Raw genomic sequence first — 21,081 nt, forward strand, 5'->3', positions numbered from 1 at the left:
ATGAAATTTCTCGACGAAGCAAAGGTCTATATCAAGTCCGGGGACGGCGGCGGCGGCAGCGTTTCCTTCCGACGCGAGAAATTCATCGAGTTCGGCGGCCCCGATGGCGGTGACGGCGGACGCGGCGGCGACGTCTGGGTCGAGGCCGTCAACGGCCTCAACACGCTGATCGATTTTCGCTTTCAGCAGCATTTCAAGGCGACGATCGGCACCCATGGCATGGGCAGGAACCGCACCGGCGCCAACGGCAGCGACGTGACGCTAAAGGTTCCCGTGGGCACCCAGATCTTCGAGGAAGACCAGGAAACACTGATCTGCGACCTGACCGTCGAAGGCCAGCGTTACTGTCTTGCCCATGGCGGCAATGGCGGCTTCGGCAACGCCCATTTCAAAACCTCGACCAACCAGGCGCCGGATTGGGCCAATCCCGGCCTGCCCGGCGAGGAAAAGACCATCTGGCTGCGCCTGAAGCTGATCGCCGATGCCGGCCTCGTCGGCATGCCGAATGCCGGCAAGTCGACCTTCCTGGCATCAGTCACCCGTGCACGGCCGAAGATCGCCAACTATCCCTTCACCACGCTGCATCCCAACCTCGGCGTTGCCACCATCGACGAGCGCGAGTTCATCCTGGCCGACATTCCGGGCCTAATCGAAGGCGCCCATGAAGGTGTCGGCATCGGCGACCGTTTCCTCGGCCATGTCGAGCGCACCCGCGTGCTGCTCCACCTCATCTCCGCCCAGGAGGAAAAGGTCGGCAAGGCCTATAAGACGGTCAAGCACGAACTCGAAGCCTACGGAAACGAGCTGACCGACAAGGCGGAGATCGTGGCGCTGTCGCAGATCGACGTGCTCGACGATGCCGAACTGAAGAAGAAGACCAAGGAATTGGCCAAGGCCTGCGGCAAGACGCCATTCCAGATTTCGGCTGTCACCGGCAAGGGCATGACCGAGGTGCTGCGCGCGCTGCGCGACATCATCGTCGAAGCCAATACCGAGGAGAAGCCGGCCAAGATGCCGAAGCTGCGTCATCGCGACATGGTCGTCACCGATGAGGGCGAGGACAAGGGCGAGGACGATGACCAGCCGTAAGCCGCTTGGCCGCTACCGCCGCATCGTCATCAAGATCGGATCCGCGCTTCTCGTCGACCGCAAGGCCGGGCTGAAGAAATCCTGGCTCGACGCCATGTGCGCCGATATCTCGGGCCTGAAGGCCAAGGGCATCGACGTGCTCGTCGTCTCCTCGGGCGCAATCGCGCTCGGCCGCTCGGTGCTCGACCTGCCCTCAGGCGCCTTGAAGCTGGAGGAAAGCCAAGCGGCCGCCGCTGTCGGCCAGATTGCGCTGGCGCGCGCCTGGTCGGAAAGCCTGTCACGCGACGAGATTGTCGCCGGCCAGATCCTGTTGACGCTCGGCGATACCGAGGAGCGCCGCCGCTATCTCAATGCGCGCGCCACCATCAATCAGCTTTTGAAGATCGGCGCCGTGCCGATCATCAATGAAAACGACACGGTCGCCACCAGCGAGATCCGCTATGGCGACAACGACCGGCTGGCCGCCCGCGTCGCGACGATGACCGGCGCCGATCTGCTCATTCTTCTCTCCGATATCGACGGTCTCTACACCGCGCCGCCCCATCTCGATCCGAACGCAACGTTCCTCGAGACGATTGCCGAAATCACCCCCGAGATCGAGGCAATGGCCGGGGGTGCGGCCTCCGAGTTTTCGCGCGGCGGCATGCGCACCAAGATCGATGCCGGCAAGATTGCCACCGCATCAGGCTGCGCCATGATCATCGCCTCCGGCAAGACCGACAATCCTCTATCGGCAATCGAAAGCGGCGCGCGTTCCTCGTGGTTCGCGCCATCGGGCACACCCGTGACCGCCCGCAAGACCTGGATTGCCGGGCAGCTGCAGCCGGCCGGCGAACTGCATGTCGATGACGGCGCTGTCGTCGCCCTCGGGGCCGGTAAGAGCCTGCTTCCCGCTGGCGTTCGCAGCGTTTCCGGCCTCTTCAGCCGCGGCGACACGGTGGCGATCATCGGCCCGGCCGGCCGCGAGATTGCCCGCGGCCTGGTAAGCTACGATGCCGACGACGCCCGCCGGATCGCCGGCCGCAAGTCGGCGGAGATCGAGGCCATTCTCGGTTATGCCGGGCGCGCCGCCATGGTCCATCGCGACGATATGGTCATGACCGCGCAGATCGGTTCGAAATCGGAAAGGCAGAAGAAGGACGCGAGCTATGCTTGATACCGTTGCGCCGGGCCCCGACATTGACGTGCTGATGAACGACATCGGCCGCAAGGCAAAGGCTGCGGCACGACCGCTGGGCTTTGCATCCACCGAGGCGAAGAACAGCGCGTTGAACGCCATGGCCGATGCGATCCTGGCGAATAAGGCGCATATTCTTGCCGAGAACGCGAGGGATCTGAAGGACATCGAAGGCACCGAGATGCTCGCTTCCTTCGTCGACCGGCTGACGCTGAACGACAAACGCATCGCCGAAATGGCCGAGGGAATCCGCGCCATCGCCGCCCTTGCCGATCCAGTCGGCGAAGTCATCGCTGCCTGGGACCGGCCGAACGGGCTGAAAATCGAGCGCGTCCGCACGCCGCTCGGCGTCATCGGCGTGATCTTCGAAAGCCGGCCGAACGTTACGGCTGATGCCGGCGCCCTCTGCCTCAAGGCGGGCAATGCCGTCATCCTGCGTTGCGGCTCGGATTCGCGCCGTTCATCGCAGGCTATCCACGCCTGCCTGGTTGAGGGTCTGAAGGCGGCGGGACTTCCAGAGCATGCTATCCAGCTCGTGCCGGTCACCGACCGCGCCGCCGTCGGCGCCATGCTGCGCGGCTTGGACGGGGCGATCGACGTCATCGTGCCGCGCGGCGGCAAGAGCCTGGTTGCCCGCGTGCAGAGCGAGGCTCGCGTGCCGGTTTTTGCCCATCTCGAAGGCCTTTGCCACATCTATGTCGATGCCTCGGCCGATATCGAAATGGCCAAGAAGATCGTGGTCAACGCCAAGATGCGCCGCACCGGCATCTGCGGGGCGGCCGAAACCCTGCTCGTCGATGGCGCCGCGATCGGCACGCATCTGACGCCGCTGCTTGAGGTTCTGACGGAGGCCGGCTGCGAGATCCGCGCTTCGGCAACAGTGCTGAAGGTCGCACCCGGCTTGAAGCCCGCGACCGAGGAGGACTGGTCGACCGAATATCTCGACGCAATCATCTCGGTTGCCGTCGTCGACGGCATATCGGGCGCCATCGCCCATATCCAGACATATTCCTCCAACCACACCGAGGCGGTTATCGCCGAGGACCCCGCCGTCGTCGCGCGTTTCTTCACTGAAGTCGATTCGGCAATCCTGCTGCACAATGCCTCGACGCAGTTTGCCGATGGCGGCGAGTTCGGCATGGGTGCGGAAATTGGCATTGCCACCGGCAAGATGCATGCCCGCGGCCCCGTCGGCGTCGAACAGCTCACCTCCTTCAAATATCGGGTGCATGGTGCCGGACAGACGCGGCCCTGACGTGACGACCGAGAATGTGGACCGGCACTATCTCCGCATGCCGCACAGCGAGCGCGGCATGGTTGTCGGTCTGTTCGGCGGTTCGTTCAATCCGCCGCATCAGGGCCACGCGCTCGTCGCCGAAATCGCCCTCAAGCGGCTTGGCCTCGACCAGCTCTGGTGGATGGTCACCCCGGGAAATCCGCTGAAGAGCCGCAACCAGCTCGCTCCGCTTGCCGAGCGCATTGCCGAAAGCGAGCGTGTGGCCGCCGATCCACGCGTCAAGGTCACCGCCTTCGAACAGACGCTCGGCACCAGCTACACCGCCAACACGCTTGCCCGCGTCAAGGCGCGTAATCCACATGTGCATTTCATCTGGATAATGGGTGCTGACAGCCTGCAGACCTTTCACAAATGGCAGAAATGGCAGGAGATTGCCCGCACCTTTCCGATCGCGGTAATCGATCGGCCGGGCGCGACGCTGTCCTTCCTCTCCTCGAAAATGGCAAGGACATTCGATTTCGCCCGTGTCGACGAGGATGATGCCCGTGTTCTCTGGAAGAAACGTGCGCCAGCCTGGACCTTCATCCATGGACCACGCTCCGGCCTGAGTTCGACGGCAATCCGCAACGGCTCGTCGCACAGCGACGCCGAATAGCCTAATTTTCAGAAGATCCCCGAAAACGAGAAAGCCCGACGGGGGAGGAGATCCGTCGGGCTTATAAACTCGATCGACAACTGGGAGGAGGAGTGTTGTCGACCCTATCGAACGGCTATGGGAGGAGGAGAAGCCGTGTCGATGAGTGTGTTGTAGCATATTTCGCAGGAAGATGAATATCGATTGGTGCATTGCAGCAATGCATTGCGTGCAACTCTGTGCAGCCTTGTGGCTTTGGCAATGCCGTTTTTCTTGGCAGAAATCCACGGAGCATGCCCTGCCGCCGGGAAGTCGTTGCGGTTTGCCAGCCTGTCGCCTGGGTATTTCCACCCTATGGATCTCACGCTGCGGTTCGAGCCATGCACTTCAACAATGCGTCACTATTCGGTCGTTGCTGACACCGCGGTCCAATATGGTTATATTTTCCTGGATATATCCCTAGCCAAGGCGCCTCACCCGTTATATTCGTCGCAATATCTCGAACTCCGGGGAATTGAATTATGCAAAAGCGCCGCCGATGGATGAAACTGGCAACCGCCGCGATCGCAGTCCTGTGGCTTGGCGCAGCAGCGCTCCCGGCGCCTGCCGCCGCAGCCGAAAAACTTACCGTCTTTGCGGCGGCGAGCCTCAAGAATGCGCTCGACGCCGCCAATGCCGCCTGGACGAAGGAAAGCGGCAAGGAAGTCGTCGTATCCTATGCGGCGAGCGGCGCGCTGGCCAAACAGATCGAAAACGCCGCACCCACCGATATCTTCATCTCGGCCGACTTCGCATGGATGGACTACGTCGCCGACAAGAACCTCATCAAGGCTGATACGCGCTCCAATCTGCTCGGTAACAAGATCGTGCTCGTTGCCGAAAAGGCCAAGGCAAAGCCGGTCGAGATCAAGCAGGGCTTCGATCTTGCGGGGCTCCTCGGTGACGGCAAGCTTGCCATGGGTGAGCCGAAATCGGTTCCGGCCGGCAAATACGGCATGGCCGCGCTCGAAAAGCTCGGCGTCTGGAAATCAGTCGAAACCAAGATCGCCGGCGCCGAAAGCGTGCGCGCTGCCCTGGCCCTCGTTTCGCGCGGCGAAGCGCCTTATGGCATCGTCTACCAGACGGATGCGGCAGCCGATAAGGGTGTCGCCGTCGTCGGCACCTTCCCCGCCGATTCCCATCCGCCGATCATCTATCCGATCGCAATCCTCGCCGAGAGCAAGAACCCGGATGCATCCGCCTATCTCGACTTCCTGAAATCCGACAAGGCAGCCGCCTTCTTCACGGCGCAGGGTTTTACCACACTGAAATGATCGAGGGGCGAGATGATCACGGAATCGACGACCGCAGCGCTAACAAAGTCGGCCAACTACTCTTTAGTCATGCTCGGGCTTGTGTCCTAAGCATCCGCATCGATAGATATCAGACATAGGGCTAATGGGTGTCCGCTTCGTGCCGATGTTGCCCCTCACCCTAACCCTCTCCCCGTAAACGGGGCGAGGGGACTTGCCCAGCGAGACGTTAGCGAGGGACGGAGAGGTTGCGGCTATTCCCCTTCGCCCCGCGAGCGGGGGTCCGAAGGACGGGTCGAGACCAGTGGCTCGACCCCGGTTGGTGCCGGCAGGCGGATGAGGGGCAGGCATCGGGTGACACCGGATCTTCCAGGGAGACAGCTGCATTTGGATATCTTCGGCTTGAGCAATGAGGAATGGACGGCGATCCTGCTCAGCCTGCGCGTCTCGATTGTCGCCATGCTGGCGAGCCTGCCCTTCGGCATCCTCGTCGCCCTGCTGCTTGCCCGCGGCCGGTTCTGGGGCAAGTCGGTGCTGAACGGCGTCGTTCACCTGCCGCTGATCCTGCCCCCCGTCGTCACCGGCTTTCTTCTTCTCATCCTGTTCGGCCGCCGCGGTCCGATCGGCAGCCTGCTCGACCAGTATTTCGGCATTGTCTTGTCTTTCCGCTGGACGGGTGCTGCACTGGCCTGCGCCATCATGGCTTTTCCGCTGATGGTGCGCAGCATCCGCCTGTCGATCGAGGCGGTCGACCGCAAGCTGGAAGAGGCGGCCGGAACGCTCGGCGCCGGCCCTGGCTGGATTTTCATGACGATCACCCTGCCGCTGACCCTGCCCGGCATCATCGCCGGCATGATCCTCTCTTTTGCCAAGGCGATGGGCGAATTCGGCGCGACGATCACCTTTGTCTCCAACATTCCCGGCGAAACCCAGACGCTGTCGGCGGCGATCTACACCTTTACCCAGGTGCCGGGCGGCGATGCCGGCGCGCTCCGCCTGACGCTTGTCGCCGTCATCATTTCGATGGCCGCCCTGCTCGCCTCCGAATTCCTTGCCCATCTCGCTGGCCGGAGGATCGACCCGGAATGACGCTGATCGTCGAGGCAAAACAGAGGCTCGGCGCCTTTTCGCTCGATGCCGCCTTCACCTCCGACCGTGGCGTCACCGCGCTGTTCGGCCGTTCCGGCTCCGGCAAGACCTCGATGATCCGCATCATCGCCGGCCTTGCCCGCCCGGATGAAGGCCGCGTCGTCCTCGATGGCGAGCCCCTGACCGAAACCGCAACCGGTATTCTCGTCCCGAAACATCGCCGCCGCTTCGGTTATGTCTTCCAGGAGGCGCGGCTTTTCCCGCATCTCAGCGTTCGCGCCAATCTGTTCTACGGCCGATGGTTCGCGGCGAGAACGGCGCGCGGCGAGAGCTTCGACCACATCGTCGACCTGCTCGGTATCGAGACGCTGCTCGCGCGCAGCCCCGCGAAGCTGTCCGGCGGCGAGAAGCAGCGCGTCGCCATCGGCCGCGCGCTTCTCTCCTCGCCCCGCTTGCTGTTGATGGACGAGCCGCTCGCCGCCCTCGATGATGCGCGCAAAGCCGAGATTCTGCCTTATCTGGAACGATTGCGCGACGAAACCGACATACCGATCGTCTATGTCAGCCACTCGATCGCCGAGGTGGCGCGGCTGGCAAACCAGGTCGTCGTCATGCGCGACGGCAAGGTGGAAGCGACCGGCCCCGCCATCGACATATTGAGCCGCCCCTCCACCGCCTCCGACCGGCGCGAGGCCGGCGCACTGCTGGAAGGCACGGTGGAAAGCTTCGATGCGCGGCACCATCTATCGACGGTCGCGCTGAAATCCAGTCGGCTCCATATTCCGGGTGCGGCCCTTGCGCCCGGCAAATCGGTCCGCATCCGCATTCCCTCCCGCGATGTCATGCTCGCGACCGCAAGGCCCGAGGGGCTCAGCGCGCTGAATATCCTGGAAGCAAGGATAGAGGGGATGTCGTCGACCGAGGACGGAACGGTGGAAATCCGGCTCGATTGCGACGGCGATATCATTCTTTCCCGGATCACCACACTGTCCTGCGAGCGTCTGGATCTTCGACCGGGAAGGGTGGTTTTCGCCGTCATCAAGACAGTTGCCCTGGAGGCCTGATCAGTTGCGCTCGCCCTGCTGCAGGTTGCGCTTGGCCTCGAGCCAGGCGAGATCTTCGGCAAGGCTCGTGCGCATCGTCCTTTCCATCCGGCGGAAACGCCCGAGCAATTCCTCGCCGAACGGCGTCAGCGCCGCGCCGCCGCCCTTCTGCCCGCCGCGCTGCGATTCCACCACCTGTTCGTTAAACATCCGGTTCATCTCGCTGACCAGCAGCCATGCCCGCCGGTAGGACATATCCATCGCCCGCCCGGCGGCCGAGATCGATCCGGTCTGGCGGATATGCTCCAGCAGTTCCATCTTGCCATGACCGAGGCGATCCTCATCCGGGAAGCTGATTCGCAGAACGGGCACGAGTGTTTTTGCGGCTGAGTCGGTCATTGAATCTGGAGATCGTGGAATTTGCTGCACTTTACGCTGCGGCATGGAAACTGTACACCGCCCGCACGAGGCCGTCCCGAGCAGTCAAATACTTCAATTCGAACGGCAGATCGGATTTTCGGCCGTTCTGTACCTTAGCATGTCTTGAAACATTAATGGTTTGATGCCTATCTTAACCATGATCCGGTCGCGATCGGATCTGTGTTGTGCATAGTTTGTCATTCCAGGAAAGGGAAAGCACTGACAACAGTACACGCCAAGGGAAAAACGTTCGCCGTTATCCCGAAGAGTGCGGAACGTGGCGCCGATGCCGCCGCCCGTGCCCTAGAAACCGTCCTCGCCAGCCTCGAGGACTCCAAAGCTGAAGATATCGTCACCATCGACATTGCCGGAAAATCGGCGCTGGGAGACTACATGATCGTCGTCTCCGGCCGCTCGAACAGGCATGTCATGGCGATCTCGGATCACCTGCTCACCGACCTTAAGGACGACGGCCTCGGTACGGCCCGCGTCGAAGGTCAGGAAGGCGGTGATTGGGTCCTGATCGACACCGGTGACATTATCGTGCATGTGTTCCGTCCCGAAATCCGCGAGTTCTACAACATCGAAAAGATGTGGGCGGCTCCGGATATGGATGAAAAAACACGGCACTGACTGGCGAGCCGGCATTCTGTCCGGCGCCTGAGACGTGGCATTGGCTGGCCGGCAAACATCATAAGCCGGCCGGTGGCGCGGTGTGCGCCCGATGTGCCGCATGAGCGGGAGCGGATGAATGCGAATAGGTCTTTTTGCGGTGGGACGGCTGAAGTCCGGCCCGGAAAAGGATCTTGCCGCTCGTTATTTCGACCGTTTCGCCAAGGCCGGCCCTGCCGTCGGCCTCGAATTGACCCGCGTTGCCGAAGTTGCCGAAAGCCGGGCCTCCAATGCGGAGACCCGCAAGCGTGAAGAGGCGGCGATGCTTCTGAAATCGCTTGCCGATGGCAGCATCCTCATTCTTCTCGATGAACGTGGCAAGGCAATCGACAGCGAAGCCTTCGCAAACCTGCTCGGCTCCTATCGCGACCAGGGCAAACGCGAGCTGACTATCGCGATCGGCGGCGCCGATGGCCTCGATCCCTCGCTTTACGACCGTGCCGACGCCACGCTGTGCCTGGGCAAGATGACCTGGCCGCATCAGCTCGTGCGCACACTGATTGCCGAACAGCTCTATCGTGCCGTCACCATCCTGTCCGGCCATCCCTACCACCGCGTCTGATGCGTCGGCGCGACACCCCGGCAAGGCGTCGCAATATCACGCAGCCGTGTTTGCTTGGCCACCCCGTTCTCCTGCAAACCTTATGGCAAAGCGCACCAAATCAGCTTAGTCTCCGCGCGATTTGAGAAAGTGCCCCAACACGCATGACGAGAGCATCCACCAGGCGACACCGCATGATCCTGCCAGCTATCGCGGCCGGCGTCGGTGTGGCGGTGATTGTCATGTCGGCAGATCCGTTCATCGTCCGGGCGCAGGATGCCGCGCCCGAGGCGGCACAATCTGCGCCGCAGCCGGCAGCCGAGCTCGCACCGCCGCCCGATCCGGCGGCCGAACTTGCCGCCAAGCGTGATCAGACCCGTGCCGAACTCGAAACCCTGTCGAAAACGATCAGCCTCTCAACCGACAAGGTGGGCGCGCTTCAGCAAAGCATTGCCGATCTCGAAAAGAGCACGGAAAGCATCCGCCAGGCACTCATCGATTCCGCTGCCCGCCGCAAGACGCTCGAAAAGCAGATCCTCGAAAGCGAGAAGAAGCTTGCCGATCTCGGCGTCAAGGAGGATGGCATCCGCCGTTCTCTGCACGAGCGCCGCGGCCTGCTGGCCGAGGTGCTGGCAGCGCTCCAGCGCATGGGCCGCAACCCGCCGCCCGCTTTGCTCGTCACCCCCGATGACGCGCTTGGCTCCGTGCGCAGCGCCATTCTGCTCGGCGCCGTCGTGCCCGGCATCCGCAAGGAGACCGACAAGCTTGCGGCAGACCTCGCAAGCCTCGCCGCATTGCAGACCGCAAGTGCTGCCGAGAAGGCCTCGCTGACCGCGACGATGACTGATGGCATCGAGGAGGAGCGGCGCATGGACCTGCTGCTTGCCGAAAACGACAAGCTCAGCCGCAGCAACGCCGCCGAACTCGAGGCCGAACGGAAACGCTCGGAGGAACTAGCAGGCAAGGCGACGAGCCTTGAAGGCCTGGTCGCCTCGATGGAATCCGAGATCGCTTCGGTGCGGGATGCCGCCGCTGCCGCCCGTCGGGCGGAGGAGAACCGCAAGCTGCTGACGGACGAGCAGCGCGCCCAGGCCAAGGCGCTTGCCGACAGCGGCGTGCCCGATAAAAACCGCATTGCGCCCGCATATCCCTTCGGAGAATTGAAGGCGAAATTGGAGGTGCCCGTTACGGGCGATATCCTGCGCCAGTTCGGCGATGCCGACGGCACCGGGCACGAGGCCATGGGAATGACGGTCGCCACCAATCCAGAGACAGTGGTGACGGCGCCTGCGGATGGTCTGGTGGTTTTCGCCGGCGCATTCCGCAGTTACGGCCAGATGATCATCCTCGACGCGGGCGATGGATACCACCTGGTTCTCTCGGGAATGGATACGATCAACACCCGTCAGGGAAAATTCGTTTTCTCCGGTGAGCCGCTTGCCGTGATGGGCGCGAAAAGAGTGGCAAGCGCAACTGCATTGGCGCTGGAAACGAACCGGCCAACGCTTTACATTGAATTTCGAAAGGACGGTAAACCGGTCGATTCCCGGCCGTGGTGGACCGCCAAAGACACTGGAAAGGCACGCAATGATTCGTAGGGCTTCTCTTGTTCTGGTCGGCGCATTGATGGGTGCGACCGCAATGAGCGTCATTTACTCGGCGAGTGTGCCGGCAGAAGCGGCCGGATCCTCGACTTACAAGGAACTTTCGGTTTTCGGAGATGTCTTCGAGCGTGTGCGTGCGCAATATGTGACGCCGCCTGCGGAAGACAAGCTGATCGAGAACGCCATCAACGGCATGCTCTCCTCGCTCGATCCGCATTCGAGCTACATGAATTCGAAGGACGCCGAGGACATGCGCACCCAGACCAAGGGTGAGTTCGGCGGCCTCGGCATCGAAGTCACGATGGAAGACGAACTCGTCAAGGTCATTACCCCGATCGATGATACGCCCGCCGCCAAGGCCGGCGTTCTCGCCGGCGACTACATCTCCGAAATCGACGGCCAGTCCGTGCGCGGCCTGAAGCTGGAAGACGCAGTCGAGAAGATGCGCGGCGCCGTCAACACGCCGATCAAGCTGACGCTGATCCGCAAGGGTGCCGACAAGCCGATCGAGCTGACGATCGTCCGTGACGTCGTCGCCGTCCAGGCAGTCAAGTCGCGTGTCGAGGACGATGTCGGTTATCTCCGCATCATCTCCTTCACCGAGAAGACCTATCCTGACATGGAAAAGGCGATCAAGAAGATCAAAGACACCGTTCCGGCTGACAAGCTGAAGGGTTATGTTCTCGATCTGCGCCTCAATCCGGGCGGTCTGCTCGATCAGGCGATCAACGTCTCCGATGCCCTGCTGCAGCGTGGCGAAGTCGTTTCGACCCGCGGCCGCAATCCGGACGAAACCCGCCGCTTCAATGCCGGCCCGGGCGACCTGACGGATGGCAAGCCGGTGATCGTGCTGATCAACGGCGGTTCGGCTTCCGCATCGGAAATCGTCGCCGGCGCTCTTCAGGATCTGCGCCGTGCCACCGTTCTCGGCACGCGCTCCTTCGGCAAGGGCTCCGTCCAGACGATCATCCCGCTCGGTGAAAACGGCGCGCTGCGCCTGACCACGGCGCTCTACTACACGCCGTCGGGCCGCTCGATCCAGGGCACCGGCATCACCCCCGACATCAAGGTCGAGGAGCCGCTGCCGGAGGAACTGCAGGGCAAGATGGTGACTGAAGGCGAATCCAGCCTGCGCGGCCACATCAAGGGCCAGAGCGAGACGGACGAAGGTTCGGGCTCCGTTGCCTATGTTCCGCCGGACCCGAAGGACGACGTTCAGCTGAACTACGCGCTCGACCTTCTGCGTGGCAAGAAGACCGATCCGGCCTTCCCGCCGAACCCGGACAAGGCCGTCGTCGCCAAGTAATCGATCAACTCAAGGCCGGGCACTCGCCCGGCCTTGACCCTTTGTGCTGTTTCCCGGTTTTGGAGCGGGCGAAAAATTGGGAACGGACCTGCATGCGCCTTTGGGCCGCAACCGCAAAACCGGCCGCCGGCGCCCAGGCATCCTGCGCCTCGGCCGTATCGCCGCCAGTCTCTGCCTTTTTGCGATAGGCGGCTTTTCCCTCTATACGGCATTTCGCGGCGATGGGCTCGAACGCGCCAAACCGCCGGCCGCCGAAAAAGCGGCAAAACCACCTTCCAATACTCCGCAACCACCAGCGACAGCTGCCAACCAGGCAACGGATGGCATGCCCCGCGCGGACCCGCGCTCTGGTGCCAATGTCGAGCAGATGGTCACTGGTGACGGCTCGGTCGTCACCAAATACAGCCCCCGCCCGCGCGACGGCGGCGGACCGGTGCTGGTCGACGCCATGCAGATCGGCCAGGATCCGCGCATGGCGGCCCAGCCCAATGAAGCACTGCTCGAAGAGACGCCCTTTGGCAGGCTGCCGATTATCGGCCCCGATGGCCGGCGGCCGATGGATCAATATGCGCGCCCCTCGTCCGGCGCGCGTGGCGTCCGCATCGCCATCGTCGTCAGCGGCCTCGGGCTCAGCCAGACCGGAACGCAGCGCGCCATCGCGGAATTGCCGGAAGAGATCACTTTCGCTTTTGCCGCGAGCGGCAACAGCCTGCAGCGCTGGATGCAGGAAGCCCGCCGCGGCGGTCACGAGATCCTTTTGCAAGTGCCGCTCGAGCCTTTTGATTACCCGGCGAACGATCCAGGCCCCGAAACCCTGCTGACCTCGAAGCCGGCCGCCCGCAACATCGAAAACCTGCACAAGGCGATGGGCGAGATCACCAACTATACCGGCGTCATGAATTATCTCGGCGGCCGTTTTCTCTCTGATCCCACCGCCATGGAACCTGTCATGCGCGACATCGGCAAGCGCGGGCTGCTGTTTCTCGACGATGGCACATCGGCGCAGTCGAAGACGGCGGCGATCGCCAGGGGAACCGAACTGCCCTATGCCTTCGCCGACCTGCAGCTCGACGGCCAGCTCGATATCAACGCCGTTCTGAAGAAGCTCGACGAGCTCGAGCGCATCGCCCGCAAGAACGGCCAAGCGATCGGCGTCGCCTCGGCTTTCGATGAGAGCGTTGACGCCATCGCCAAGTGGAGCGAGGAGGCCGCGATGCGCGGCATCGAGATCGTCGGCGTCGCCGCCATTTCCAACGACCCCCGGAATCCTTGAAAAAATTCTTGAGATGGATCCTTGAGAAGAATCCCAGAACGGAGAAGAAGATGAACCAGAGGACCGTGAAAGCCGAGGATCTGCCCTACCGCCCCTGCGTCGGCGTGATGATCCTGAACCGCGATGGCCTCGTCTGGGCCGGAAGACGCATCTCCGACGGCAATTCCGAATATGACGGCTCGCCACAGCTCTGGCAGATGCCGCAGGGAGGCATCGACAAGGGCGAGGATCCATTGGACGCCGCCTACCGCGAGCTTTACGAGGAGACCGGCATCAAGACGGTGACCCTGCTTGCCGAAGCGAGAGACTGGATCAACTATGATCTGCCGCCGGCACTGATCGGCATCGGGCTCAGGGGGAAATTCCGCGGCCAGACGCAGCGCTGGTTCGCCTTCCGCTTCGACGGCGACGACAGCGAGATCGCCATCAATCCGCCGCCTGGCGGCCACGAGCCGGAATTTGATGCCTGGGAATGGAAGCCGATGCGGCAACTGCCGGGGCTGATCGTCCCCTTCAAGCGCGCCGTCTACGACCAGGTGGTGGCCGAGTTCCAGCACTTGGAAACACTTCAATCGGAAAACTGATCACGGCAGGATGACCGCCTCCGTTTACGCTCGGCAATGATGCCTCCGAAGAATGCCGACTGCACCGATTCGCGTTCAACAGCGTCAGATCGCAAACACCGGCCGCCATAGTCGGCCGGCATCTCGTTCGAATATTATTCGGCTTCGTTGGCGGAATCGGCGTTAAGCTGGCCGTATTTGCTCTCGCCGATTTTCTCGAGCAGGTCGATCTGCGTTTCGAGGAAGTCGATGTGACCTTCCTCGTCCGCCAGCAGCTCCTCGAAAAGTTTCATGGAAACGTAATCGCCTGCGTCATGACAGATATCGCGCGACTTTTTGTAGGCCGCGCGGGCGTCGTACTCGCCGGCAAGATCGGCTTCCAGAACTTCTTTGACGTTCTGGCCGATGCGCAGAGGTGCAAGGGTCTGCAGATTGGGATGGCCTTCGAGGAAGATGATGCGCGCAACAAGCCGGTCGGCATGGTGCATCTCTTCGATGGATTCGGCGCGCTCCTTCTTGGCGAGCTTGGTATAGCCCCAGTCTTCAAGAAGACGATAATGAACCCAGTATTGGTTGACCGCACCGAGTTCGAGGAACAACGCCTCGTTAAGCCGCTCGATGACCTTTTTGTCGCCTTTCAATGTCCGCTCTCCTGTTTTCCTCATGGAATTGTTTCAAGCGGGACATGAAATCAAATATTTCGGTCTCCGTCGAGTGGCGACGGGCGTGATATTCCTCGGTTGTCTGGATAATCAGGTCGACCACGTTGGGGAAACAGCCGCAGCAGCGGCCGCGTTTTTCCATGGCGTGGTAGACCTTCGCAGGCACGATAAGCTGCCAACAGTCTTCATCGAGAAGGTTGGTGATAACCTCCCGGATTTCTTTATCGGTTATATAATTGCAGCTGCAGACAAGCACGTCTTCATTCCAAACATGACACTGACTATCGTGTTTTTTGCTAAAGAAGATGGTGGCTGTCAAGAAAAAATTCGAGTCCCGCAGCATCAAACAGCGGTGTGCGGATAAGGCCCCATGCATATCGTCCGGGATTATGCAGCGGTTTCAGGATGATGACGCCATAAGGCAAATGAAGGCGCGCCGCATGCTCTTGATCGGTGCAATGCATTTTTAATGAAAGTTGCGTCCGCGCGGCATCACCTCAGCGGTTTCCGCCGCACCCGCATGGCGGCCTGTGGCAATCATCCGCTTTTCCAACTCCGCCCTCTCCTGCGCATTCGCAAGCTTTTTCTGCCGCTGATCGGCACCCGGCCTCAGCACCTCGTCTGCCCGCTCACAGACGCCGAAACGCCGGGCCTCGCGTTGCAGGATACCGAGCGCCGGCGTCATGTCCTCGATATGCTCGACGACGGTATGGATCACCCCGCTCTGGCTTTGCAGCCTGCCGCGGATTTTCACCAGCCGGGCGCCCATCACGACCGAGCGGTATTTGTCGAACATTTTCGACCAGACGATCGCATTGGCCACGCCGGTCTCATCTTCCAGCGTCATGAAGATCACACCTTTGGCCGAACCCGGCCGCTGGCGCACCAGCACGAGGCCCGCGATCGTCACCCTTTTTCCGTTCGCGACCTTCAACAGATCGACATTGCGTGTCACACCGGCCTTGTACAATTCCTCACGCAGGAAGGAGACGGGGTGCGCCTTCAGCGACAGTGAGAGATAACGATAGTCCTCGATGACCTGCTCTCCCGGCAGCATTTCCGGCAGCTTCGCTACAGGCTCGGCCTGGAGGTCGACATGACGGACCTGCTCGAAAAGCGGCAGCTCCTCAGTAGCACTCCTCACATCCAGCGCCCGCACCGCCCAGAGCGCGTCGCGTCGTGACAGTTTGAGGGATTGGAACGCATCGGCATCCGCCAGTCGCTCGATGACCGATTTCTGCAGACCGGACCGCAGCCAGAGATCGCGCACCGAGCTGTAGCCTTCGCCTCGATGGCTGACGAGCCGTTCCATATCGTCTGTCGAAAGACCCTTGATCTGCCGGAAACCCAGCCGCACCGCATGCCGGGCCTTGATGATCTCACGCATCTTGTCGTGCCGGAAATCGACGGCATTCCGATCGAAAGCGGCCTCTTCCAGACCGCAATCCCAGTCCGATTCATTGATATCGACCGGCAGGATCTTTACCCCGTGCTCGCGTGCATCCCGCACCAGCTGCGCCGGCGCATAAAACCCCATCGGCTGGGAGTTCAGCATCGCCGCGCAGAAGACGTCGGGATAATAGGCCTTGAGCCATGAGGAGGCATAGACGAGCAGCGCGAAGGAGGCGGCATGGCTTTCCGGAAAACCATATTCGCCGAAGCCTTTGATCTGGTTGAAACACTGCTGCGCGAATTCCTGGGCATAACCTTTTGAGACCATTCCTTCGATGAACCGCTTTTCGAAATTACCGATCGTACCCGTTCTCTTGAATGTCGCCATCGCTCTGCGAAGCTTATCGGCTTCCGCCGGCCTGAACCCTGCTGCGGTAATGGCGATTTGCATGGCCTGTTCCTGGAACAAGGGCACGCCGAGGGTTCTTTCCAGAACAGTTTCCAGCTCCTTGCTCGGATATTCGATCGGAATGTTCTTGGCCCGCTGCTCCCGTCGCTTCAGGTAGGGATGCACCATGTCGCCCTGGATCGGACCTGGCCGAACGATCGCCACCTCGATGACGAGATCGTAGAACACCTTCGGCTTCAGACGCGGCAGCATGCTCATCTGCGCCCGGCTTTCGATCTGGAAGACCCCAAGCGTATCGGCCCGGCCCATCATCTCGTAAACCGGCTTGCCCTCATCCCCATGCTCCTTGTTGCCGAGGTCTGCGAGCGTCTTCTTCACGTCGTAATGCAGCTCAAGCAGCGAAAAGGCCTTCCGCAGGCAGGTCAGCATGCCGAGCGCCAGCACATCCACCTTGAGGATCTTGACGTTGTCGAGGTCGTCCTTGTCCCATTCGATCATGTAGCGATCCGGCATCGCCGTCTTCATGATCGGCACCACCTCGTCGAGCCGGTCCCGCGTGATGACGAAGCCGCCGACATGCTGGGTGAGGTGGCGCGGGAAGCCGAGAAGCTCGGAGGCATATTTCAGCACGTTCCGCGTCACCGGATCCTTGACGTCGAGACCGGCCGCCTTGGCATCACGTTCGGAAAGATTGTCCTCCGACCAGCCCCAGACGAGGCTGCTGATCGCCGACTGGACATCCTCCGAAAGCCCGAAGGCCTTGGCGACCTCGCGGCCGGCCGAACGGGTGCGGTAGGTGGTCACCCCCGCCGTCAGTCCCGCATGTTCTCTTTTGTAGTTTTTGTAAATAAACTGGATGACCTCTTCACGTCGGTCATGCTCGAAATCGACATCGATATCCGGCGGTTCGTCGCGATCCATCGAAATGAAGCGGTCGAAGAGCAGTGTGCTCTTTTCGGGATCGACTTCCGTTATTTCGAGACAATAGCAGATGACCGAATTTGCCGCCGATCCGCGCCCCTGGCACAAGACCTTGAGTTCATAGCGGGCATGCTGGATGATCCTATGCACCGTCAGGAAATAGGAGGCATATTTCTTATCCCCAATGAGTTTCAGTTCATAATCGATCTGTTGCGCCACCTTGGGCGGAATACCCTCGGGATAGCGTCTTACCGCTCCCGCTCTCGTCAGCCTTTCGAGAGTCTCCTGCGGCGTTTCGCCGGGATCGTTTTCTGGCGGATAATTGTGCTCCAATTCCTTCAGCGAAAAGGTTAGTTTGCCGAAGAAGCCTTGCGTATTTTCGACCGCATCAGGATAGTCCCGGAATATCCGGACCATTTCACGTGAATCCTTGAGGTAACGCTCGGCATTCGGCGCCAACAGGAATCCGGCTTGCGCTATCTGCACGTGCTCTCGGATCGCGATCACGACATCCGAAAGCGGCCGGCGCTCGGGGTGGTGATAAAGTGGTTGATTGGTCGCAATCAGCGGCACGCGGTTTCGAGCAGCAAGCATGGCAAGCACCGCAAAGACCTGCCTGTCGCGACCGTCATAGGCTGGCGCCAGCGCCATAAAAAAAGCCTTGCGGAAGCGTCTGCGAAACCGTTCCAGATAATCTTCCAGCGACGACTGACCCGTCTGATGATCGACAAGGGTGCGATCGGGAACGAAGGCAAGCATCATCTCGTCTCCCCATTCCATGAGTTCCGCTTCCGTCAGAATACAGCTTCCCTTGACCGCTTCCTCCTTCAGATTGCCGGCGCTGAGAAGGCGGCAGAGGTTTGCCCAGCCTCGCCGGTTTTGCGGATAGGCAAGGATATCAGGGGTTCCGTCGGAAAAGACGAGACGGGCGCCCGGTTGAACCCGGATAGGATCGAGGATGACCTCCATTTTTCCTTCCTTCTTCGCTTGGGCCAGAATCTCATCCCTGTTCTTGTATCTCTCCTCAAGTTGCTCCGCCTGCGCATGCGCCCGCACCACGCCGGCAACCGAATTCCGGTCCGCTATGCCGAGGCCGCCGAGCTTCAGATAAGCGGCCTGTACGACCATCTCTTCCGGGCCAGAGGCGCCTTCAAGAAACGAGAAATTCGTCCTTGTGCCGATCTCGAAGAATGCGCGCGTGGTTGTCATGCGAACACGCCATGCATGAACCAGCGAGGATCAAGCTCCTGACCATAAAAGCCCCGCCGATAAATCCAGAAGCGATGTCCGGTCTCATCTTCGATGCGGAAATAGTCACGTGCCTCGGCGTCATCCCCATCGATCCACCACTCCATGGCAATCCGTTCCGGCCCTTCGCTTCTCGCCACCTGATGCTGCATGCGCCGCCAGCGGAAGATCTGCGGCGGACCATCGGGCACTTCGGCAAGTATGGTCTCGACGGGCTCCGGCGTTGCAAAGAGCCGCAGCGGGCGCTCTTCGCGGAAAGGAAGCTGGATGTCCTGCGCTGCCTTCCGCCTGGGAAGGCTGTCCATCACAGGAACCGTGATGACGGCGCGTTCCGGCACATGGCTCTCGCGGAGCTGAAAGCTTTGCAGGCAATCCGCACCCAGTCGGGCCGAGACCCGGTCGACGAAAGCCGAAAGCGAGATCTCTCCCTGACGGTCGCCCTCGAAATCACCCTGCGCCTCGTTGAAGGGATCGTGCCGCAACACATTCAACCGCAGGATCTCGAAACCATAGCCGGCATCGAGATCGTCATAGACCGCCTGCAATCGTTCGGAAAAAAGCCCGGCGATGAACTTTGGTTCGCGAAGCGGCTGCGAAGCGCCGACGGAGATACGAAAAACCCTGCCGTCGACGCGGAACAGGACCAGTTCGAACACCCGCCCGCCAGCCCCCCGCGCCTCCAGCGACGGCTGCAGCGATAAGGCGACCTGCCTGGTGACGGCAAGAATCTGCTCTTCCGTCCCGATGGGCTCGATCAGCCGGCTTTCGGCCGAGAGGCTGGCAACAGGACGCCGGGGCGAGACCGGCTCCTCTTCACGTCCCAGCGCCTGGTCGAGACGCAGAAGCAGCTCCGGGCCGAACCGGCGGGTCAGCGGCGCCCGCGGTGCATCGATGACGTCACCGACATATTTCAGACCGAGTTTCTTCAGGGCATCGACGGTTTGTCCTTCCAGTCGCAAGGCTGCAACCGGCAAGGACATCAGCACATGTTCCGTCTCTTCGTCCTCGATCACGCCGCCTTGCCCGAAGCGGGACGCGGCCCAGGAAAGGCCGGGTGACGATGAGATCGCGCCGCGGGCATCGAACCCCATATGAAAAAGCCGCGACAGCACATCCCTAAGAAGCGCCTTTTCACCGCCGAAAAGATGGGCGCAGCCGCTAATATCGAGAAACAGGCCATCCTTGCCGTCGAACGCCACCAGCGGCGTATAACGGTCGCACCAGTCGGCAATTGCCTCCAGCAACCGGCGGTCGGCTGCCGGATCCTCTTCCGCGACCTCGAGCAGCGGGTGCATGGCGCGCGCTTCGGCAACGCCCAGCTCCTTCCTCAGCCCCAGCCTTTCGGCCAACTCGTCCAGTGCCGTCAGCCGCATGGCATTGTTGAGCTTGCCGGAACAGACGATAGGCGGCCCTTCAGGACGCCCTTTCGAACGCCAGGAGAGCCCCCATCGCCTGCGGGCGATGCGGTCCGTTGGCAGATGCGGGAAGCTGAGCGCCAGAATGCGCTGACTGTTCGCCTGGAGGACGAACGAGGTTTGGTTCGGCAACAGGGAAAAATTCGCGTTCATGGGGATTCCACTCCAGAAGAAAGGAGAGCGGGGCCGGATTGCGGCTCTTCTCCAGCGTCAGACGGAAAATTGGATTGCCGATGCTGCCGGAAAGTTTCGATCCATCCGGCAACGGCCGCAGAGCGGATGGGGCCGGTTCGACATGCAGACGGAAGGCCGCACTGCTTGCCTCCTCCGCCCCGGCCTGACGGACAAGAAAGAGCGGACGGCGGGCAGCATGCGCCCTGAGACTAAGCCTGCGGCTTTCGGTCAGGCCGAAATGGGCAGGATTGCCCCGTACTTCGAAGATGACGGCCGAGAAGGCAGCGCTTTCCACCGCGGCCTCCGCCAGCCAGAGCGCCTCGTCCAGCTTGCGCGGCGCGGCATGGAGAAACCGCTCCGGGCTCAGCCCGAAATCCCGAAGCCCGGGAGCATAGGGACGGCCTGCCTCCAGCGTGCCGACGGCATCGCCGATCCAGAGCAACGGCAGAAGGCGGCCGGCATCCGCTTCCTGTTTTTGCAGCCGCGCGGCAACAGCCATCGCCAGCCCGCTTGCAGCGCCGGCATCGCGAGACAGAGCGGAACGGAATTCGGTGATCGCATCGAGCGGCAGGCCGCCTTCCAGCGCCCCGTCAAGAAACTCCACCCCAAACGACAGGGGCGGCAGCGTGCGCTCCTGGTGGGTCTTACGTCCTTCCGCCAGGGCTTCCCGTTCCGCTGCGGCAAGCGCCGGCGCGGGCCGTCCCTCCAGTCTGGCGATGGTTTCGCGGAGCGCAAAAAGCCGCTCGCGCGCCAGGGCGTGCTGCGCCATGGCGTTCTCCGATCCGTCTTGTTCCTGTTATGTTCTTATAGATTCCAGAGAGCTAATGAAGAGTCAACGGCCATTTTCTATGAAAATATTCCTGCCTTTGATTCCGCACTCGAAAATCGGCGATAAAGGTTCTATATGGGCCCGCAAAGGA

General features: G+C 61.5%; 19 protein-coding genes. 13 read left to right on the forward strand and 6 right to left on the reverse strand.

The genetic code is table 11. The annotated features are described in order from the left end of the window. The 7 genes from obgE to modC all read left to right on the forward strand — a co-directional run bounded on the left by obgE (position 1) and on the right by modC (position 7,582). A complete protein-coding gene (obgE, locus tag RWK44_RS04010; protein WP_222061746.1) occupies positions 1-1,089 on the forward strand; it encodes a GTPase ObgE in 1,089 nt (362 codons plus the stop codon). Beyond that, the gene (gene proB / locus RWK44_RS04015; protein WP_222061747.1) at positions 1,076-2,245 is read left to right on the forward strand and encodes a glutamate 5-kinase; all 1,170 of its coding nucleotides are present in this window, start codon (positions 1,076-1,078) and stop codon (positions 2,243-2,245) included. Before obgE ends, proB begins: the two co-directional genes overlap by 14 nt. Then, entirely contained in the window at positions 2,238-3,521 is a 1,284-nt protein-coding gene (locus tag RWK44_RS04020) for a glutamate-5-semialdehyde dehydrogenase (protein ID WP_131665119.1), read from the forward strand. Before proB ends, RWK44_RS04020 begins: the two co-directional genes overlap by 8 nt. Then, positions 3,496-4,158 (forward strand): nicotinate-nucleotide adenylyltransferase, encoded by a 663-nt coding sequence (locus tag RWK44_RS04025; RefSeq protein ID WP_077977989.1) that lies wholly within the window; start codon positions 3,496-3,498, stop codon positions 4,156-4,158. Before RWK44_RS04020 ends, RWK44_RS04025 begins: the two co-directional genes overlap by 26 nt. Positions 4,159-4,658: 500 nt before the next feature. Further along, positions 4,659-5,450 (forward strand): molybdate ABC transporter substrate-binding protein, encoded by a 792-nt coding sequence (gene modA / locus RWK44_RS04030; RefSeq protein WP_168321317.1) that lies wholly within the window; start codon positions 4,659-4,661, stop codon positions 5,448-5,450. A gap of 366 nt (positions 5,451-5,816) precedes the next feature. Then, positions 5,817-6,518 (forward strand): molybdate ABC transporter permease subunit, encoded by a 702-nt coding sequence (gene modB / locus RWK44_RS04035; RefSeq protein WP_131665117.1) that lies wholly within the window; start codon positions 5,817-5,819, stop codon positions 6,516-6,518. Next, positions 6,515-7,582, forward strand: a complete 1,068-nt coding sequence (gene modC / locus RWK44_RS04040) for a molybdenum ABC transporter ATP-binding protein (protein ID WP_131665116.1) — start codon at positions 6,515-6,517, stop codon at positions 7,580-7,582. The genes modB and modC overlap by 4 nt, the downstream gene beginning before the upstream one ends. Here modC and RWK44_RS04045 read toward each other — a convergent pair whose 3' ends face one another. Continuing rightward, the gene (locus RWK44_RS04045; protein WP_131665115.1) at positions 7,583-7,960 is read right to left on the reverse strand and encodes a winged helix-turn-helix domain-containing protein; all 378 of its coding nucleotides are present in this window, start codon (positions 7,958-7,960) and stop codon (positions 7,583-7,585) included. Positions 7,961-8,170: 210 nt separating this feature from the next. Between RWK44_RS04045 and rsfS the strand changes: the two genes are divergently transcribed. The 6 genes from rsfS to RWK44_RS04075 all read left to right on the forward strand — a co-directional run bounded on the left by rsfS (position 8,171) and on the right by RWK44_RS04075 (position 13,961). Then, a complete protein-coding gene (gene rsfS, locus RWK44_RS04050) occupies positions 8,171-8,614 on the forward strand; it encodes a ribosome silencing factor (RefSeq protein ID WP_032999558.1) in 444 nt (147 codons plus the stop codon). Positions 8,615-8,732: 118 nt separating this feature from the next. Continuing rightward, positions 8,733-9,215, forward strand: a complete 483-nt coding sequence (gene rlmH / locus RWK44_RS04055; RefSeq protein ID WP_168284507.1) for a 23S rRNA (pseudouridine(1915)-N(3))-methyltransferase RlmH — start codon at positions 8,733-8,735, stop codon at positions 9,213-9,215. A gap of 173 nt (positions 9,216-9,388) precedes the next feature. Beyond that, on the forward strand, positions 9,389-10,792 hold the full coding sequence (locus RWK44_RS04060) for a murein hydrolase activator EnvC family protein (RefSeq protein WP_316028390.1): 1,404 nt from the start codon (positions 9,389-9,391) through the stop codon (positions 10,790-10,792). After that, the gene (locus RWK44_RS04065) at positions 10,782-12,104 is read left to right on the forward strand and encodes a S41 family peptidase (protein ID WP_020052177.1); all 1,323 of its coding nucleotides are present in this window, start codon (positions 10,782-10,784) and stop codon (positions 12,102-12,104) included. Before RWK44_RS04060 ends, RWK44_RS04065 begins: the two co-directional genes overlap by 11 nt. Before the next feature lie 76 nt (positions 12,105-12,180). Continuing rightward, a complete protein-coding gene (locus RWK44_RS04070) occupies positions 12,181-13,377 on the forward strand; it encodes a divergent polysaccharide deacetylase family protein (RefSeq protein ID WP_316028391.1) in 1,197 nt (398 codons plus the stop codon). A gap of 50 nt (positions 13,378-13,427) precedes the next feature. Further along, a complete protein-coding gene (locus tag RWK44_RS04075; protein WP_131665111.1) occupies positions 13,428-13,961 on the forward strand; it encodes an RNA pyrophosphohydrolase in 534 nt (177 codons plus the stop codon). A 134-nt stretch (positions 13,962-14,095) separates the two neighbouring features. On the opposite strand, the gene bfr is transcribed toward RWK44_RS04075, so the two are convergent. The 5 genes from bfr to RWK44_RS04100 form a co-directional block, all read right to left on the reverse strand. After that, positions 14,096-14,581 carry a bacterioferritin gene (bfr, locus tag RWK44_RS04080; RefSeq protein ID WP_003543950.1) on the reverse strand — a complete coding sequence of 162 codons (486 nt, stop codon included), beginning with the start codon at positions 14,579-14,581 and terminating at the stop codon, positions 14,096-14,098. After that, positions 14,547-14,945: a (2Fe-2S)-binding protein gene (locus tag RWK44_RS04085; protein WP_131665110.1), complete on the reverse strand. Its 399-nt coding sequence runs from the start codon at positions 14,943-14,945 to the stop codon at positions 14,547-14,549. The genes bfr and RWK44_RS04085 overlap by 35 nt, the downstream gene beginning before the upstream one ends. 123 nt (positions 14,946-15,068) lie before the next feature. Continuing rightward, positions 15,069-18,533, reverse strand: a complete 3,465-nt coding sequence (locus RWK44_RS04090; protein ID WP_168284505.1) for an error-prone DNA polymerase — start codon at positions 18,531-18,533, stop codon at positions 15,069-15,071. Then, on the reverse strand, positions 18,530-20,074 hold the full coding sequence (locus RWK44_RS04095) for a Y-family DNA polymerase (RefSeq protein WP_312887259.1): 1,545 nt from the start codon (positions 20,072-20,074) through the stop codon (positions 18,530-18,532). The genes RWK44_RS04090 and RWK44_RS04095 overlap by 4 nt, the downstream gene beginning before the upstream one ends. Beyond that, entirely contained in the window at positions 19,986-20,930 is a 945-nt protein-coding gene (locus tag RWK44_RS04100) for an ImuA family protein (protein WP_231284990.1), read from the reverse strand. The genes RWK44_RS04095 and RWK44_RS04100 overlap by 89 nt, the downstream gene beginning before the upstream one ends. Positions 20,931-21,081 lie beyond the last annotated feature (151 nt).

The sequence above is a fragment of the Rhizobium sp. 25PS6 genome (assembly GCF_032464655.1).
Taxonomy (GTDB): domain Bacteria; phylum Pseudomonadota; class Alphaproteobacteria; order Rhizobiales; family Rhizobiaceae; genus Rhizobium; species Rhizobium laguerreae.